Source organism: Priestia sp. JV24 (genome assembly GCF_025910025.1).
Lineage (GTDB): Bacteria > Bacillota > Bacilli > Bacillales > Bacillaceae_H > Priestia > Priestia megaterium.
The window spans coordinates 40,607-56,963 of record NZ_JAPCIN010000024.1; the positions used below are offsets into that span (position 1 = coordinate 40,607).

Annotated in this window: 19 protein-coding genes; 6 read left to right on the plus strand and 13 right to left on the minus strand. The window is 38.1% G+C overall.

The features are described 5' to 3' along the window. Positions 1–203 precede the first annotated feature (203 nt). The gene (locus OK414_RS25840; RefSeq protein WP_047931145.1) at positions 204–443 is read right to left on the minus strand and encodes a YuzB family protein; all 240 of its coding nucleotides are present in this window, start codon (positions 441–443) and stop codon (positions 204–206) included. A gap of 382 nt (positions 444–825) precedes the next feature. On the opposite strand from OK414_RS25840, the gene OK414_RS25845 reads away from it, so the two are divergent. Further along, positions 826–1,890, plus strand: a complete 1,065-nt coding sequence (locus OK414_RS25845; RefSeq protein WP_013085326.1) for an NAD(P)/FAD-dependent oxidoreductase — start codon at positions 826–828, stop codon at positions 1,888–1,890. 43 nt (positions 1,891–1,933) lie between these two features. On the opposite strand, the gene OK414_RS25850 is transcribed toward OK414_RS25845, so the two are convergent. After that, a complete protein-coding gene (locus OK414_RS25850; RefSeq protein WP_216875691.1) occupies positions 1,934–2,260 on the minus strand; it encodes a YuzD family protein in 327 nt (108 codons plus the stop codon). A gap of 193 nt (positions 2,261–2,453) precedes the next feature. Here OK414_RS25850 and OK414_RS25855 point away from each other — a divergent pair, with 193 nt between their 5' ends. Further along, a complete protein-coding gene (locus OK414_RS25855; protein ID WP_013059625.1) occupies positions 2,454–2,684 on the plus strand; it encodes a NifU family protein in 231 nt (76 codons plus the stop codon). 89 nt (positions 2,685–2,773) lie between these two features. Here the strand turns inward: OK414_RS25855 and thrB are convergent, their stop codons facing one another. The 5 genes from thrB to yutH form a co-directional block, all read right to left on the minus strand. After that, complete coding sequence (thrB, locus tag OK414_RS25860; protein WP_013085327.1) at positions 2,774–3,688, minus strand: homoserine kinase; 915 nt, start codon at positions 3,686–3,688, stop codon at positions 2,774–2,776. Then, on the minus strand, positions 3,682–4,743 hold the full coding sequence (thrC, locus tag OK414_RS25865; RefSeq protein WP_026106720.1) for a threonine synthase: 1,062 nt from the start codon (positions 4,741–4,743) through the stop codon (positions 3,682–3,684). Before thrC ends, thrB begins: the two co-directional genes overlap by 7 nt. Beyond that, positions 4,743–6,044: a homoserine dehydrogenase gene (locus tag OK414_RS25870; RefSeq protein WP_013059628.1), complete on the minus strand. Its 1,302-nt coding sequence runs from the start codon at positions 6,042–6,044 to the stop codon at positions 4,743–4,745. The genes thrC and OK414_RS25870 overlap by 1 nt, the downstream gene beginning before the upstream one ends. Before the next feature lie 240 nt (positions 6,045–6,284). Beyond that, entirely contained in the window at positions 6,285–7,274 is a 990-nt protein-coding gene (locus OK414_RS25875) for a 2-hydroxyacid dehydrogenase (RefSeq protein WP_047931101.1), read from the minus strand. A 117-nt stretch (positions 7,275–7,391) separates the two neighbouring features. Beyond that, positions 7,392–8,393 (minus strand): spore coat putative kinase YutH, encoded by a 1,002-nt coding sequence (gene yutH / locus OK414_RS25880; RefSeq protein ID WP_034648503.1) that lies wholly within the window; start codon positions 8,391–8,393, stop codon positions 7,392–7,394. 176 nt (positions 8,394–8,569) lie between these two features. Here yutH and OK414_RS25885 point away from each other — a divergent pair, with 176 nt between their 5' ends. Continuing rightward, positions 8,570–9,070 carry a phosphatidylglycerophosphatase A gene (locus OK414_RS25885; RefSeq protein ID WP_013059631.1) on the plus strand — a complete coding sequence of 167 codons (501 nt, stop codon included), beginning with the start codon at positions 8,570–8,572 and terminating at the stop codon, positions 9,068–9,070. Positions 9,071–9,107: 37 nt separating this feature from the next. On the opposite strand, the gene OK414_RS25890 is transcribed toward OK414_RS25885, so the two are convergent. After that, positions 9,108–9,878 carry a TIGR01457 family HAD-type hydrolase gene (locus OK414_RS25890; RefSeq protein ID WP_013059632.1) on the minus strand — a complete coding sequence of 257 codons (771 nt, stop codon included), beginning with the start codon at positions 9,876–9,878 and terminating at the stop codon, positions 9,108–9,110. A 76-nt stretch (positions 9,879–9,954) separates the two neighbouring features. Continuing rightward, a complete protein-coding gene (locus OK414_RS25895) occupies positions 9,955–10,392 on the minus strand; it encodes a DUF86 domain-containing protein (protein ID WP_013085332.1) in 438 nt (145 codons plus the stop codon). Between the two features lie 162 nt (positions 10,393–10,554). On the opposite strand from OK414_RS25895, the gene OK414_RS25900 reads away from it, so the two are divergent. After that, on the plus strand, positions 10,555–10,821 hold the full coding sequence (locus tag OK414_RS25900; protein WP_013059634.1) for a DUF3055 domain-containing protein: 267 nt from the start codon (positions 10,555–10,557) through the stop codon (positions 10,819–10,821). A 48-nt stretch (positions 10,822–10,869) separates the two neighbouring features. Here OK414_RS25900 and OK414_RS25905 read toward each other — a convergent pair whose 3' ends face one another. Beyond that, positions 10,870–11,145: a YutD family protein gene (locus OK414_RS25905; protein WP_013059635.1), complete on the minus strand. Its 276-nt coding sequence runs from the start codon at positions 11,143–11,145 to the stop codon at positions 10,870–10,872. A gap of 196 nt (positions 11,146–11,341) precedes the next feature. Between OK414_RS25905 and OK414_RS25910 the strand changes: the two genes are divergently transcribed. Beyond that, positions 11,342–11,983, plus strand: coding sequence for a YhcN/YlaJ family sporulation lipoprotein (locus OK414_RS25910; protein WP_034648498.1), 642 nt, complete (start codon positions 11,342–11,344; stop codon positions 11,981–11,983). A gap of 294 nt (positions 11,984–12,277) precedes the next feature. Here the strand turns inward: OK414_RS25910 and lipA are convergent, their stop codons facing one another. Continuing rightward, entirely contained in the window at positions 12,278–13,177 is a 900-nt protein-coding gene (lipA, locus tag OK414_RS25915) for a lipoyl synthase (RefSeq protein WP_013059637.1), read from the minus strand. A 316-nt stretch (positions 13,178–13,493) separates the two neighbouring features. Here lipA and OK414_RS25920 point away from each other — a divergent pair, with 316 nt between their 5' ends. After that, the gene (locus OK414_RS25920; RefSeq protein WP_016765822.1) at positions 13,494–14,495 is read left to right on the plus strand and encodes a M23 family metallopeptidase; all 1,002 of its coding nucleotides are present in this window, start codon (positions 13,494–13,496) and stop codon (positions 14,493–14,495) included. 29 nt (positions 14,496–14,524) lie between these two features. Here the strand turns inward: OK414_RS25920 and OK414_RS25925 are convergent, their stop codons facing one another. Further along, positions 14,525–14,641 carry a methionine/alanine import family NSS transporter small subunit gene (locus tag OK414_RS25925; RefSeq protein ID WP_080967536.1) on the minus strand — a complete coding sequence of 39 codons (117 nt, stop codon included), beginning with the start codon at positions 14,639–14,641 and terminating at the stop codon, positions 14,525–14,527. Then, positions 14,641–16,155, minus strand: a complete 1,515-nt coding sequence (locus OK414_RS25930) for a sodium-dependent transporter (protein WP_034648496.1) — start codon at positions 16,153–16,155, stop codon at positions 14,641–14,643. The genes OK414_RS25925 and OK414_RS25930 overlap by 1 nt, the downstream gene beginning before the upstream one ends. Positions 16,156–16,357 lie beyond the last annotated feature (202 nt).

The window sequence follows — 16,357 nt, forward strand, 5'->3', positions numbered from 1 at the left end:
GATTAAGGGGTTTTTTATTTTGTCCTCCTTTGGAGTATTAAAAAACTAAAGAAGCTTTATGATTGCAAAGAGGATGGTTAAAACGCAGATATTTGCGCAAAATCGCATAAAAAAGCACGGCAAGACTAGCCGTGCTTACATCATCTATTCTATTAGCCTCATGTCCCTCTCCTGATAAAAAGAGATACGACAGCGGGGATAGTTTAAAACATTGGGTTTTCTTCTAAATGAATATAAATATTATCCACTAACTGTTCAGGTGTTTCCGCTGTAACAATCTCTCCGTTTACCAAGGCAAATAAAGATTGTGAACATTTCCCGCAATAACCTAAACATCCGTATTCAATAATATCTAGATTTGGATCTTTTTCAAGCTTTTCTAAAGCTCCTTGAGAACCACTGGCTAAATTACTAACGCAAAATTCAATAATTGGCTGTATCACGTTTTTCACCTCTCTACTATTAGTTTATCCTATCTCCTTTCATTTTCAACGTCAACTTTGGAAATTCACGTTCATGTTGCGCACGCTTTTTAGCTTCACAGACTTTTTCAAAAAAACGTATAAATAAAGCTTTATTACAGGGATAGCTTTAAATTATGTTGAAACATATTGTGGTTTTTTATTAATTTAGTTATACTTTTATGTATAGAAAACCAAACGAGGTTATATTAAATTATTATTTAAGTAAAATATGTTATCTTATATAGCCTTTCATATCTTTTTGGCAACCATCCTTATTAACGGTAATTTGTACTCTCCTATTCTCAAAAGCAAGAATAATAGAGAGAAAACAAAAATGCATGAAGCTAAAGGGGAAATTCACATGAAGAACCTTGTCATACTGGGCGGCGGATACGGTGGTATGCGCGTTTTGCAACGCCTTTTTCCGAATCAATTGCCTAACGATGTAGAAGTAACGCTTATTGACAAAGCACCTTATCACTCACTAAAAACTGAATTCTATGCACTTGCAGCTGGAACAATTTCTGATCAGCATGTTCGTGTTGCTTTTCCTGAACACCCTCGCTTAAAGATTCGCTACGGCTGTGTAAAACGCATAGACCTAAAAGAGAAATGTGTCTATGTGGATGATCAAATGATCGCTTATGATGACCTGATTGTAGGACTTGGATGCGAAGATAAATATCATGGAGTTCCCGGAGCTCTTGAGCATACATACAGCATTCAATCCATTGATGCTTCACGAGCAACTTATCAGACATTAAACAACTTGCCAGCCCACGCTACTGTTTCAATTGTAGGAGCTGGGTTAAGCGGAGTAGAACTAGCAAGCGAGCTAAGAGAAAGCCGCCCCGATTTAAAAATCATCTTATTTGACCGCGGTAAATTAATTTTGTCTGCTTTCCCAGAACGTTTAAGTAACTACGTTCAAACTTGGTTTACTTCAAACGGTGTTGAAATCGTAAATAGTGCTAATATTACAAAAGTAGAACCGAACATTCTTTATAATCATGATGAGCCCATTCAAAGCGATGCAATCGTGTGGACAGCAGGTATCCAGCCAAATAAAGTGGTACGCGATTTAGACGTAGAAAAAGACCCTCAAGGACGCGTCGTCTTAACGAAATACCATAACTTGCCTGACGACGAAAATGTCTACATTTTAGGTGATTGTGCAAGCCTACCGCATGCACCAAGCGCTCAGCTGGCAGAAGGTCAGGCTGAACAAATCGTGCAAGTACTTCTTCACCGCTGGAAAGGCGAAGCGCTTCCGGATGAATTGCCAACTATTAAATTAAAAGGCATACTTGGTTCATTAGGCAAAAAGCATGGATTTGGCTTAGTTGCCGAACGGCCAATTACAGGACGCGTAGCTCGATTATTAAAATCAGGTATTCTTTGGATGTATAAACACCATAGTGGATAAAATAAAAGCCGTTAGATGACTGACAATCTAACGGCTTTTTTCATTATAATGCGCAGAAACCATACTTCTCCATTTCCTCAAATACGCGCTTTAATTTCGGGTTGCCTTCCCCAACAATTTCTCCGTTAATGACCACTACAGGATAGAATAAATCTTCTTCAATCACACGCTTGGCAAAAGCTGCTTTTTCCAGATCCGTATGTGGCTCGTTTATATCTACATACGTGATAGCAAACGGCTGATTCGGATATTTACGAGAAATAGCTGCCTCTAGCCAATCATAGGTGTCTTTTGAAGACGGCAGGTTAACGCAGCTTGCACAAACAATTTCAGCTCCATAAATACACACTTCTACCTCAGTTGATTGCATAGCACATCCCCCTTGAATCTTTACATTCAAACTGTACGATTATTCACACTTTTACTTCATTATGAATACTATTTTACACAAAACTGATTCATTGCACATCTTTTTCTTTTAAGGTAACATTACGATGTATACTCCGATAGATTTTTCATGAAAGACCGTTTATAATAAGAGTAGAAGAAAGGAGTCGATAGTTATGTCAGAAATGCACGAGCAAGTTCAAGAAGTATTGGAAAAACTTCGTCCGTTTTTACTTCGCGACGGTGGAGACTGTGAGCTAGTAGACGTAGAGGATGGTATTGTAAAGTTACGTCTTTTAGGCGCATGCGGAAGCTGCCCAAGTTCAACAATAACGCTAAAAGCTGGTATCGAACGTGCCCTTTTAGAAGAAGTACCTGGTGTAGTCGAAGTAGAACAAGTATTCTAATCTCTTTGATTTTATTATAAAAGCAACCTCCCATTTTATTGGGGCTTGCGAATGAAAAATCCTCATTCAAATGAATGAGGATTTTTTTATTAACTCGTTGTGACTTCAGCTTCTACAAATACACCTTTGCGATCAATTTGTAAAACATCTATTTCGCAGTTCGGCAGTAAAGCATACATATGTTCAGCAATCGCTTTTCCTTTTCCTTTTGGTGCTAAACATAATACACTCGGACCGGCTCCGCTTAATGACACACCGTATGCGCCGAGAGCTTTTGCCTCTTTTCGCACAAGAGAAAGCTCTGGCACGAGTCTCATACGATAAGGTTCGTGATATAAATCTTTCTCCATAAATTCGCCTACCAGAGGTAAATCTTTATTTAAAAGGGCTGCTACTAGCATGTTCCCGATTGCCCCAGCTTCTACTGCGTGGCGATAATTAATATCGGAAGGCAGCACATCACGAGCATCGGTTGTTTTTAATTCATATTCTGGAATAGCCATCACGATATCGACATCAAATTCAGGTATTTGAGCAATATATGTTTCATTTTCATGATGGTAACCAACAACGATGCCGCCGTAAATAGAGGGGCTGACGTTATCAGGATGCCCTTCCATTAAGCTGCTGATGCGAAGCTTTTCTCTTTTTGATAAACGCAAGTCACACAGTACATTGGCCAGCTCGATTCCAGCTACGATAGCCGATGCGCTGCTTCCAAGTCCCCTTGCTAATGGAATGTTGCTCCAAACAGAGACCTTCGCACTTGGAAGATCAATGTTAAATTGACGAGCCACGTCTTGTGCCACTTCATACATTAAGTTATCTGTACCTGTAGGAATACTTTGCACTTCTTTCGTTTCAGGGATAAAAATCCATTCCTCATGACACTCTACTGTTAATCTTAAGTAGCGAGATAAAGCCACTCCAATGGAATCAAATCCTGGCCCTAAATTAGCAGAGCTAGCTGGGACCGTAATGACAAAACGCTCATTTTCTAGCATGAAGCAACGACACCTTGGATATACTCAAATACCTTTTCTTCATCATTTGGTAAAACCACTGGCTTTACATTATGAGCATCGATTGCTACGTTTGGATCTTTTAATCCGTTACCTGTTAGTACAGCTACAACCGTTGAACCTTTTGCAATTTTACCAGAAGCTACATCTTTAAACACACCAGCTATTGAAGCGCAAGAACCTGGCTCTGCAAATACACCTTCTTTGCGTGCAATTGTACGATATGCTTCTAAGATTTGTTCATCTGTTACTTCATCAATTTTTCCGTTTGATTCTTTTGCTGCGTTTACAGCATAATCCCAGCTTGCTGGATTTCCGATTCGAATAGCCGTTGCAATTGTTTCTGGATTTTCGATAACTTGATTACGCACGATCGCCGCCGCACCTTCTGCTTCAAACCCGTGCATGTGAGGAAGAGACGTTTGGTGACGCTCACTGTATTCTTTGAAGCCTTTCCAGTAAGCTGTAATATTCCCTGCATTCCCCACTGGGATAGCTAAAACGTCAGGCGCTTTTCCAAGCTGTTCACAAATCTCGAAAGAAGCTGTTTTTTGCCCTTCAATACGGTATGGGTTTACAGAGTTTACAAGTGCAACCGGTGATGTTTCACTCAGCTTACGAACCATAGAAAGTGCTTGGTCAAAGTTTCCTTCAATTGCTACAATTTCTGCACCATACATAACAGCTTGAGCTAATTTCCCCATCGCAATTTTCCCATTTGGAATAACAACGATACAGCGCATGCCAGCGCGTGATGCATAAGCTGCTGCAGCTGCGGATGTGTTACCTGTAGATGCACAAATAACCGTATTGCTTCCTTCTTCTTTTGCTTTTGCTACAGCCATTACCATTCCGCGGTCTTTAAATGACCCCGTTGGATTTAACCCTTCTACTTTCACATGTAGATCAATGCCTAGCTCTTTTGATAACTGAGCAAGATGAATTAAAGGCGTATTTCCTTCATGTAATGTAAGCATAGGTGTTTTCTCTGTTACAGGTAAAAATTCTTTATATTCAGCTAATAGACCTTTCCACATCATACTGTGCCAACTCCCTCTACGCGGTAACTGCTTTTTACATTCTCTACAATTGGTAAATCCCGAAGCTGCTGAAGGATTTCCTCATAATCTTTTTGAGATGTTTTGTGTGTAACTACAACAATCTCAGCTAATTCGCTTCCTTTCACAGGAAGTTGGATAATTTTTTCGAAGCTCACGCCACGCTCTGAAAATAGCGTTGTTAATTTTGCAAATGCTCCAACCTGATCTTTAACATGAATACGTAAGAAATGTTTCGAGAACATTTCATCTTCTGCTTTTAACTGTTTCGGATACTGAGGTGTTACCGCACTTTTACCATTCACACCTAAACGCATGTTTTTCATAACACCTACTAAATCGGATACGACAGCAGTGGCCGTTGGCAGGCTTCCCGCCCCCGGTCCATAGAACATAGTTTCTCCAACAGCTTCTCCGTATACATATACAGCGTTATACTCATCGCTTACTGAAGCAAGAGGATGTGTATCTGCTAAAAGAGTTGGTTGAACACTAACTTCTACATTGTCACCGTCACGATGTGCATATCCAATCAGTTTCATCGTATAGCCTAGTTGTTTACTATATTGCAAGTCTTCTTCCGTTACTTCTGTAATACCTTGAACACGAACATCATCCAAGTCAATTTTCATTGAAAATCCTAATGTAGCCAAGATTGCCATTTTACGAGCAGCATCTAAACCACCTACGTCAGAAGTTGGATCCGCTTCAGCATATCCTAAATCCTGAGCTTCTTTTAACACTTCATCATAGGCGCTTCCTTCTTTTGTCATTTTCGTTAAAATGAAGTTTGTTGTCCCATTTACAATTCCCATCATCTTCGTAATACGATCAGATGCTAACCCATCTGCTAATCCACGAAGGATTGGAATACCGCCAGCTACACTTGCTTCATAAAATAAATCACAATTATTTTCAGAAGCTACTGTTAACAATTCTGAGCCGTAAACCGCCATTAAATCTTTGTTTGCCGTTACAACATGCTTTTTATTACGAAGAGCTGTTAAGATATAATCTCTTGTTTCTTCAACGCCACCCATTACTTCAATGACAACGTCAATCTCCGCGTTATGTAAAACGTCTTCAACATTCGTTGTTAATTTATCTTCACTGATCTCCACGTCACGTTTCTTATCAATATCTTTAACTACTACTTTTTTAACTTCTACAGGACACCCGACTTGATGACTTAATTTATCCTGATGATTTTCAATAATTTTGACTACTCCGCTTCCTACCGTTCCTAATCCTAATAATCCTACTGAAATACTTTTTGTCATATTCCTCACCTCTGTGTTCTTTCTACGTATACATTTGTTCTCTTATAGAGGACATTATAGACCTTATTTTTCTTTTTTACAAGGTTTACTTGCCATCTTTTCTCGTAAACTTGTTAAAAAAATTGGTATATAAAGATAAATGTAAATTTTTAAAATATTTCATTTTATTATCATAACATGGCTACTCCTGTTTTTTAATAAAAAAAGGACAATTTCACCGAAATGAAATTGCCTTTTTTATTATGATTTTTTCGCAAACGCTTCTTTATTTACAATTGTAATAGGAGACTCGTTTGTGAGCACTGCTTTAATGTTTTTTACGCATAAAGAAATCATTTCCGTGCGCGTTTCAATACTCGCACTGCCGATATGAGGAAGAGCTACAACATTAGGCAATTGAAGAAGAGGGTGAGAAGCAGAAACAGGCTCTTGATCGAATACATCCAAGCCAGCTCCAGCAATTTCACCGGATTGAACCGCATGTAACAATGCTTGTTCATCAACCACTGCTCCTCTTGAAGCATTAATAAAAATTGCAGTTGTTTTCATCTGTTCAAATGCTTCAGCATTAAATAAATGTTTGGTTTCGTCGGTTAATGGTGTCAAACAAACAATAAAATCAGATCGTTCAAGCAGCTCATTTAACTCACAGTAAACTGCATCGAGCTTTTGTTCTGCTTGAAGGTTGCGGCTTCGGTTGTGGTACAGAATTTCCATATCAAAACCTGTAGCACGTTTCGCAAGCGTCTCTCCAATTTTCCCCATTCCAACAATACCTAATGTTTTATGATGAATATCTCTACCCGCTAACAAAAATGGACTCCAGCTTTTCCACTGATTTTCTTTCACATATCCAGCAGCTTCTACTAAACGTCTAGCTACACTCATTAATAAACCAAACGTTAAATCCGCTGTTGTATCAGATAAAACATCGGGGGTATTAGAAACGATAATTCCTCGTTCAGTTGCCGCTTCTACATCAATATTATCGAATCCGACCGCCAAGTTAGCTACAAGCTTTAAATGAGGAGCTTGCGTAAGCAATTCACCGTCAATACGATCTGAAAGCATTGTTAATAGAGCATGTGCGTGCTTAGCTTTTTCACAAAGCAGCTCATGAGGGACTGCCTCATCTTCTTTATCCCACATTTCTACATTCGCTACTGCCTTTAAAGGTTCGATTAATTCATTCGGTATTTTTCTCGTAATAAATACAAACGGCTTGTCCATATGTACGCCACCTCTTTATCCTTTTTAAACTGCATGCATAAAAACAAAATAGAAAAACAGGTTTGGATTATCCAACACCTATTTTTCTATTTTATCATATTCTATAGTAATCGCTTTTTAATGAATCCATGTTAATTCAGGAATGTGATAACGAGACGTTGAAATACCCACCGACTGGTAAAAGCGCTTCAGAAAAGCTTCGTAGTGAGAAGAATGAGCTAATACTCCTTCCAGCTTCTCATAATACTTTTGTTTTTGCCTCTCATCTTGTACACTGTAATACCCTTCAATGACCTCAAAATAATGAACGGGAAAAAGAAGTCTAGCATATAACAGTCTCCATGAAAAAGAAGAAAGCGGATTTACCTTTTCGTATTCACTTAAAAACTGATGCATGTGCCTTTCATCGACAGCGTATGTTAATAAATATTGTTCCCTTATATATTCAGCAATATCTCTGCTAGGGTGATCGAAAACCCAGTCTGCCGGGAGCTTGTAAACGTGGTCTTCCCCCCATGTTTTTTGCCCGAACCGATGATGACAAATCGTCGCAGCGTCAACTGAACGAGGCAAATCGTCAATTTCCGTGTCTACTAGGTATTGAATAGCATTTTCCGTTAATCCTAGGTAATAAGGAAAAGTTTCTAAAAAACGTTTTTCCATCTCTTGATTAGGCAAAGCACGTAATCTTCCATACCAAAATTGCTCCATCTGGTCGAGACGCTTCTCCCACATGGACTTCCATTGCCCTAGCCGGTTTGCTTTTTCCACTTCATAAGGAAACAGTCTCCCTTTTTGATGAAAAACAGCTAGCTCGTGCCCAGGTGAAAAGTTGGGGTTTTTCTCTTCCGCAAGACAGCGGCAAATGATAAATTTTTCAGTTTCAGTTTCTGTAATCATTTCACCATTCAAATTAGGCATAAATGTTGCCACATGGCGATCACCTTGGCCCATCAAAAATTGACTCATTTGATATAGTTCATTTAACTCGTCTTGTTCCATTTGTTTTACATTAATGATTGTATATAAAATATCTCGATACTGAAAACCTTCAAATTTACCTACGGGCATAAATTCATTTGGACGTAATCCGTAATGCTCATAAATGGTTTGTATCATTTTAATCCCTCTCTTCATTCATTCAAGAAATTATATGATGGAAAACAACATTACTTGTCATAATATTTACGGAGGAATGAATAGATTAGAAATACACCATTTATAGTTATTTACTCCGGGTTAGTAGTATGAAACAACTTTAGACTTAAAAATATATAGAAAACAGGTGATGATACTTGGAGAAAAAACATACACAAAGTGAGTTAGAAAAAAAAGCAAGAGAATGGTTAATAGAACGCGGCGTGGCTCTTACAGACATTGCTGAACTGGTCTATTACTTGCAAAAAAAGTATCACCCAAACTTAACAATCGAAGACTGTTTATATAATGTTGAGCGCGTCATTTCTAAACGAGAAGTTCAAAATGCTATTTTAACCGGTATTCAACTAGATGTCCTCACGGAAAAAAAAGTGATTGAGCCGCCTCTGTTGGATATTCTTGAGAAAGACGAAGGTTTATACGGTATCGACGAGATTTTAGCATTATCGATTGTAAATGTGTACGGATCAATCGGCTTTACCAATTACGGGTATATTGATAAACAAAAGCCGGGTATTTTAGAAAGATTAAACGATAAATCTACTGGAGAGTGCCATACTTTCTTAGATGATTTAGTAGGCGCAATTGCTGCCGCTGCTTCTAGCCGGTTAGCGCATCGGGCTGCCAGTCAAGAATAGGTTTTAAAAACAAAAAAAGCTGTCAATTGACAGCTTTTTAAATTCGCTCCATCCACTCTTTTAGTGAATCTACTGTATAAGTTGGCTTTTTCTCATATCCTTCTAGTAACTCTCTTGTTGTTACCCCTGTATGGACTAATAATGTATCTAAGCCTGCATTCATCCCTGCTAAAATATCTGTATCATAGTAATCACCAATCATGATTGTTTCTTCTTTTGGCGTACCGATGACTTCAAGGGCTTGCTCCATAATAATACTTTCTGGTTTACCAATAAATACTGGATTTGTTTGAGTAGAAACCGTAATAACGGACGTAATAGATCCATTACCAGGCAGTAAGCCTCTTTCAGTAGGAATCGCAATATCTCCGTTCGTTGAAACAAAAAAGGCGCCGTTTCGAACGTTTAAACATGCTTTTGCCAATTTTTCATATGTAATTTCCTGATCCAAACCAACAACTACAAAATCCGTATCTTCCTCTTCAATGGTAAATCCTTTTTCAAGCAATGCATGTCGGATTCCTTCTCCACCAATTACATAAGCTGAAGCGTTTGCTTTGCGTTCATGCAAATAATTAGCTGTTGCCTGACTCGTTGTAAAAACTTGCTCTTCTGTTGCAGGAATGCCAAATGCCTCTAGCTTTTCAGCTACTTTATCGGGCGTTTTTGTTGAGTTGTTTGTTACAAATAAATAAGGAATTCCTTTTTCCTTTAATTTAATAACAAAATCACGTGCCTCGGCAATTAGCTCTGTTCCTTTGTACATTGTTCCATCTAAATCAATCAAATATCCTTTATATTCCTTCATGTTATGTGTGATCTCCTTTCAAGTCTCATACTTGAAATCATAGCTTATTTTTTATACAACTACAACTTGCTTGCCTTTAGTTACGAAAAGCAGACACAGGCCCTAACTCTGTCTCTAGATATGTCCTTACGCGCTCTGAAAATGCTGCCAGTACGTCTTTATGCTGCATCACTTTTTGATAAATATCCTGATGATTAACATCCACATATTCTTGAACAAGGCTTTTACGCAATTGAACGATCTCTTTTAATGGCGTTTCTTCCTCTTTTTTAACCACTTTCTCATCAACTAAAATGTCAATAATATCGTCGTAACTGCCGGGATCTCTCATAATAAATCCATCAATCATTGCATTTCCTACATCTAAAACGTTTTCAATTAAAAGATGTACAATTCTCTCTAATGCCTTTTTCTCTATTTCTGTGTTCCAGCTCGAATGCTCAGCAAACAAACGAACGTGCTCATCAAAAAAAACAAGCGTGGCTTCTATTTTTTCACGATCTACAAAGTACATATTATTTCCTCCCTAGTTGTCAGCTCTCTATAAATCTTTTTTCATAAACAAACGGGGTTCCTGTTCTATTTTATCATGACCCATTATCCATTTGATAAATTCATTTTTGTTTTTGACCTTATTTGATATGATACAAATACAACCTATGAAAGGAGTATACCTATGAGCGAACGCTTTTATCTATATGACGATGTCGTATCTACAAAGACCCGTTTTGTCAGCTTTATGGGCGAAAATCAACGATTTGATTTAGCTATTATCCAAACCGACCGTTATTATGGCAAACAAGTTGTTCTTGATATTCAAGGAGGACGCTTTGCCATCATTGGACAAGATGACCTTGAAGAACCAAACTATCTTGAAGAAGTATTTAAATTAAACAGTGAAGACGGTCAGGAACTTCGCGAATTTTTATATGAAATCATCTAAAAAAAAAGGCAGCGTGAAGGACAATTAGTGTCTTCGGCTTGCCTTTTTTTACTTATGGACTTTTTTTAAGACAAAATACGCACAGCCAAAATTACAATATTCATGTAAATAGTCTTGAAGCGTACTAATCTTCGTATCATACGTTGCCTTTTGATTCCGGTCATCAAAAAAGCCTCGCAGTCGAAGCTGATTGTATCCCCAATCTCCCACAATATAGTCATAGCGGCTCAACACGTCAATAAAGCGACCTCTAAACGCCTCTTCATTAAATGCTTCGCGCTCATCTTTTAATACTTCATAACAAATATTATTGATACAGACCATTGCTCACACCTCTTCTCTTAAAATTTACCATACCATAATTATGATGATGAAACCATCAATTAACATGAAATTTTTCACGTATAAGCAGCACTCTAATCCTGTAGGAGTTTTATCGGTATACCTACTGATCTTTTATGCTCCACATGAGGGTTCGCCGGTTTACCTGGCGTACGATATTTAACTACAGGAGGTGGAAATGGTGAAGAAATCTATTCTTGGAATCGCTTTGATAACAAGTATTTTAACCATTGGCTGTCAAAATAAAAATACAGCTGAAAATGAAAATTTATCACCAAACAACCCAGATGCCATTAATGTAAACGAGCCTAATCATTATTATAATCCAAATAATAATAGCGGCACAAATTATGGATATGTCCGATACACTAAAAACACAAATGAACAAAATTCCAATATGAACCAAGTAGGAACATTTAATCGAGAAGAAGCAGCCGACAATATTAGTAAACTGAGCACCGCTATCCCAAATATTAAACAAGCCGCTACGCTAGTAACGGATAAAGATGTGCTTGTTGCTTATAAAACAGATGCTAAAAATAGGAATAACGCAGCCGATCAGGTAAAACGTACAGCTATGTCTGTAGTCCCTCGTTATTATCATGTATACGTCTCAGATAATCCGAAACATATGGACCAAATCGAAAATATCAGTGAATTGAATACACAAACAAATGATGCTAGAAAACGAATCGATGCCGTTATTCAACAAATGCTAAAATCTCCCCAAGGGCGTAAAATGAACGGCGGAGAAGATGCAAATGGAAGAGAGAAAAACGAATTGAATGAACCGATGACGGACAAAGATATGGTAGAATAAACAAAAAAGTTGAGACGTAACTAAAAGAATGTAATCGAAAGACGAAGAAATGAGACACATGAGCTGAACCGCTTGTGACACCGCAGTTGATTTCCGTGCAAGGCTTCTTTCCGCGGGCGGCCGCTGTTCCCGCAGGAGTCTTCGCCTTGCCCTCCAATCAACTGCTAGAAGGAACAAAACAGATAAATTTTACGTTAACCGTAACAAAAAAAAACGAACCACTAATCAAACAGTTTGATTAGTGGTTCGTTTTTCACTTCGGCTAAACTACTTTTGTTCCAGCCTCTTTTTACCTTATTTGCTTTCTTGTGCTTTGTTTTTTGCAGCAGCGTTAACTTGCTCATCTGCATGGTAAGAAGAACGTACAAGAGGACCTGCTTCGACATGGCTGAATCCTTTTGATAATGCAATTTCTTTTAGCTCTTCAAACTCATTTGGATGGTAATATTTTTGAACTTTTATGTGCTTTTTAGTTGGCTGTAGATATTGGCCTAGCGTCATAATATCTACATTGTTCGCACGCAAATCATCCATCGTTTCAATAATTTCTTCTTTTGTTTCTCCTAGACCAAGCATGATACTTGATTTTGTAGGGATATCCGGCTGCATTTCTTTTGCACGGCGAAGGAACTCAAGAGAACGCTCATATTTAGCACGAGCACGAACACGAGGCGTAAGGCTGCGTACTGTTTCAATATTATGGTTTAAAATATCAGGACGTGCGTCCATTACAATACGTAAGTTCTCTTCCACACCGCCCATATCAGAAGGCAATACTTCAATTGTTGTGAATGGATTTTTACGACGAATCGCACGAATTGTTTCAGCTAATACGCTTGCTCCTCCGTCTTTTAAATCATCGCGAGCTACTACTGTAATAACCGCATGTTTTAAGTTCATTAGCTGAACAGAATCCGCTACGCGTTCTGGCTCTTCTAAATCTAATTCTGTTGGTAAACCTGTCTTAACCGCGCAAAAACGACAGGCACGTGTACATACTTCTCCCAAAATCATAAAAGTTGCCGTACGACGAACAGCCCAACACTCATGAATATTCGGACATCTTGCTTCTTCACAAACTGTATGAAGGTTTTTTTCACGCATCATTTTCTTTAAGCCTGTGTAATTTTCGTTTGTGTTTAGCTTAATCTTCAGCCACTCGGGTTTGCGGACATGCTCTTCTTTTGTTGCCATATTATCAACTCCACCAATCTAGAAAATGTCTATAACCTATATGCTTAATTTTAACTACATATTAAAAACATAACTATATGTCACTTTATCATAAAAAAGTGAGATTCGACAAGTTGTCTGCTCTTTATTTTCCTGAGTTTTCTTCTATTTTCCATCCGAATGTGTGCGTTTTCATCCTCCGTATAATTTCCATTTATCTTCTGAATAAACTTCTTTAAAAAAGTTTTGGAGCGATTTCCATTAATTAATATTTATGAAATCTTTTTTCTCGCTGCAAACTAGTGTTACACACTATTTTTAGAAAGGGGGAAACACGATGCGCAAAACGATTATCTTACTTTTTATGTTCATGTCTATATTCACAGGATGGCACCACGTAACAGCTGAATCTTCAGCAGATCAAGAAAAAATACTTATTCAAAAGAGATTAGAGCTGTATAAACAAATGGAAGCCGCTACTACGATTCCTTGGTATTATTTTGCTGGGATTGACCAGTATGAACGAAATATTCGACGCTCTCATAAAGATATTCCAAGAGAAAAAGGCGCGATCGCCATTTATTATCCTCCAGAAAAATGGTCAGGTTCTCTAAATCCAAATTTGGAAGATACAAACCCACTTACTATTTCTCTGCTCGGGGGAATGGGCAAAGATGGGAATGGAGATAAAAAAGCAGACCAATTTAATGATGAAGATATGCTTTTTACAATGGCAGATTATATTCGGACGTTCGGGGTGTCCGAAGACTATATTAAAATTGCCCTTTGGAACTATTATCACCGGGCTAAAGCAGTTGATATTATTTTAGGGAATGCCAAAATTTTTCGCCATTATGGACGCATTGATTTAAAAGGTTCTTCATTTCCGGTGCCTCTGCGTGCGAACTACAGTTATCGCAGTACATGGGGAGATGCGCGCGGCTGGGGTGGCAAACGAATTCATGAAGGAACAGACATTTTTGCAGATTACGGAGTTCCAGTAAAATCCCCTTGCTATGGCATTATTGAGCTTAAAGGATGGAATAAATATGGAGGCTGGCGAATCGGTATTCGTGACCTTCATAATAACTATCACTATTTAGCTCATTTAAGCGGATTTGCAAAAAATTTAAAAGTAGGACAAATTGTAGAACCAGGAACACTCATTGGCGGAGTAGGAAGTTCCGGTTATGGACCTCCTGGAACTTCTGGGAAATTCCCTCCTCACTTACATTATGGAATGTATAAAGATAACGGTAAAAATGAGTGGTCGTTTGACCCATATCCTCAGTTAAGAACGTGGGAACGAAATGATCGTTTAGAACTAAAGAAAAAATAAAAAAACAGGAAGCTGATGCTTCCTGTTTTTTATCCTGATGTTTTGCTTTCCTTTGCTTTTTTCACAGCATGAGCAATACTCGCGGCCAATCCGCCCCATATGATGACCATCCCTACAACCATCATTGTTATTGAACTTCCATCCATTATTTGGAAACCCCCTTCTCTTTAACTGACAAACGAATCGTCCCATCTTTCCATCGTGCAAAAGAAAAAGCAATTCCTAAAATAACTGCCAGAGCTGCCACGCCCCAACCAAAAGGACCTACAAAAGTTGTTGCATACTGCTCGTAATTTTCCGAAATATTTTTTCGGAAGTTATCAAACATCATATACCCAAGTACAAGTGGTGTAACCACTCCTAAACATATTTTCCACCATGAACCGATTCGGATATCAGAAACTTCGTTTGCATGCTGCTGAAGGCTGCTCAACTTTTTAAATACCCAAGCAACTAATACAACTTCTACTAAGCCTGCTAAAGCAACTCCAAAGTTATTAATGAAATAGTCGACCACATCTAAGAAATAAAGTCCGCCTTGTGTTGCAAATAACAGCGAACAAATTGAAGCGATTCCTCCGCCTATTAATACAGATTTTGTACGTGAGATAGTAAATTTATCTTGAATGCCCGCTACAAAGGTTTCAATGATTGAAATAAGTGACGTTAATCCTGCTAATGTTAAAGAAGCAAAGAATAACATTCCAAACAGCTGTTTAAAGGCCGGAAATTCATTAATAATTTGCGGAAAAACAACAAAGGCTAGTCCTACTCCTCCCTGAACCACCTTATCGATTGGGATACCTTGCTGAGTAGCCATAAAACCTAGTGCGCTAAACACACCGATTCCCGCTAGTAATTCAAAAGCGGAATTACCGAATCCAGTAATAAACGCATTATTAGTTAAATCAGATTTTTTAGGAAGGTAACTGGAATAAGTGATCATAATAGCAAAACCAACAGATAAACTAAAGAAAATTTGACCATATGCTGCAATCCAAACCTTTCCATCTCCAATTGCGCTCCAGTTTGGTTTAAAGAAAGCGTGCAGACCTTCCATTGCTCCGTCCAATGTTACTGCTCGAATGACAATGATTAAAAATAGAACAATTAGTGTTGGTAAAAAGATTTTGTTTGCCGCTTCAATTCCTTTTTTGATTCCCTTTAATAACACACCCAACGTGACAATCCATACAAGTACAAGCGGAATTAAAACATGTAATACAATGCTTCCTGTTTGTCCTGGTGCTTCAGCTAATTTTAAGTAATCTCCATATAAAAACGCTTCCGTATCCTTTCCCCAGCTTAACTTAAATGAAAAGATAAAATACGACATCGCCCACGCGATAATAACGGAATAGTAAATTGAAATAAAAAAGGAAATAGCTACTTGCCACCAGCCTAGCCACTCAGCCTTTGGACTTAGTCTCGCTAAGGATAAAGGAGAAGAACCTTTATATTTATGACCTATAGCAAACTCCATGATTAAAATAGGAATTCCCGCCGTCAACAAAGCAAATAAATAGGGAAGAAAAAATGCTCCTCCTCCGTTTTCATACGCAGTAGCTGGAAACCTCCATATATTCCCTAGTCCAATTGCTGAACCTGCTGCTGCTAAAATAAACCCTGCTCTTGATCCCCACTGCGGCCTATTTTCCACTGTAATTCCCCCTTCTGTTCTCTCCCTACTCTCTTTTTATCGTAGATCAGCGAGAATTTTTATAATTTTTAGATTATTATTTCTATAACTTCCTATCTCAAATTATAGAAGGGAGAAGATAGTATGTCAAAATATTTTTTATAGAAAATTCAGACAAATTATCCAAGGAATAAAAGCAAGTATGAAAGTCTTTTTGAACTTC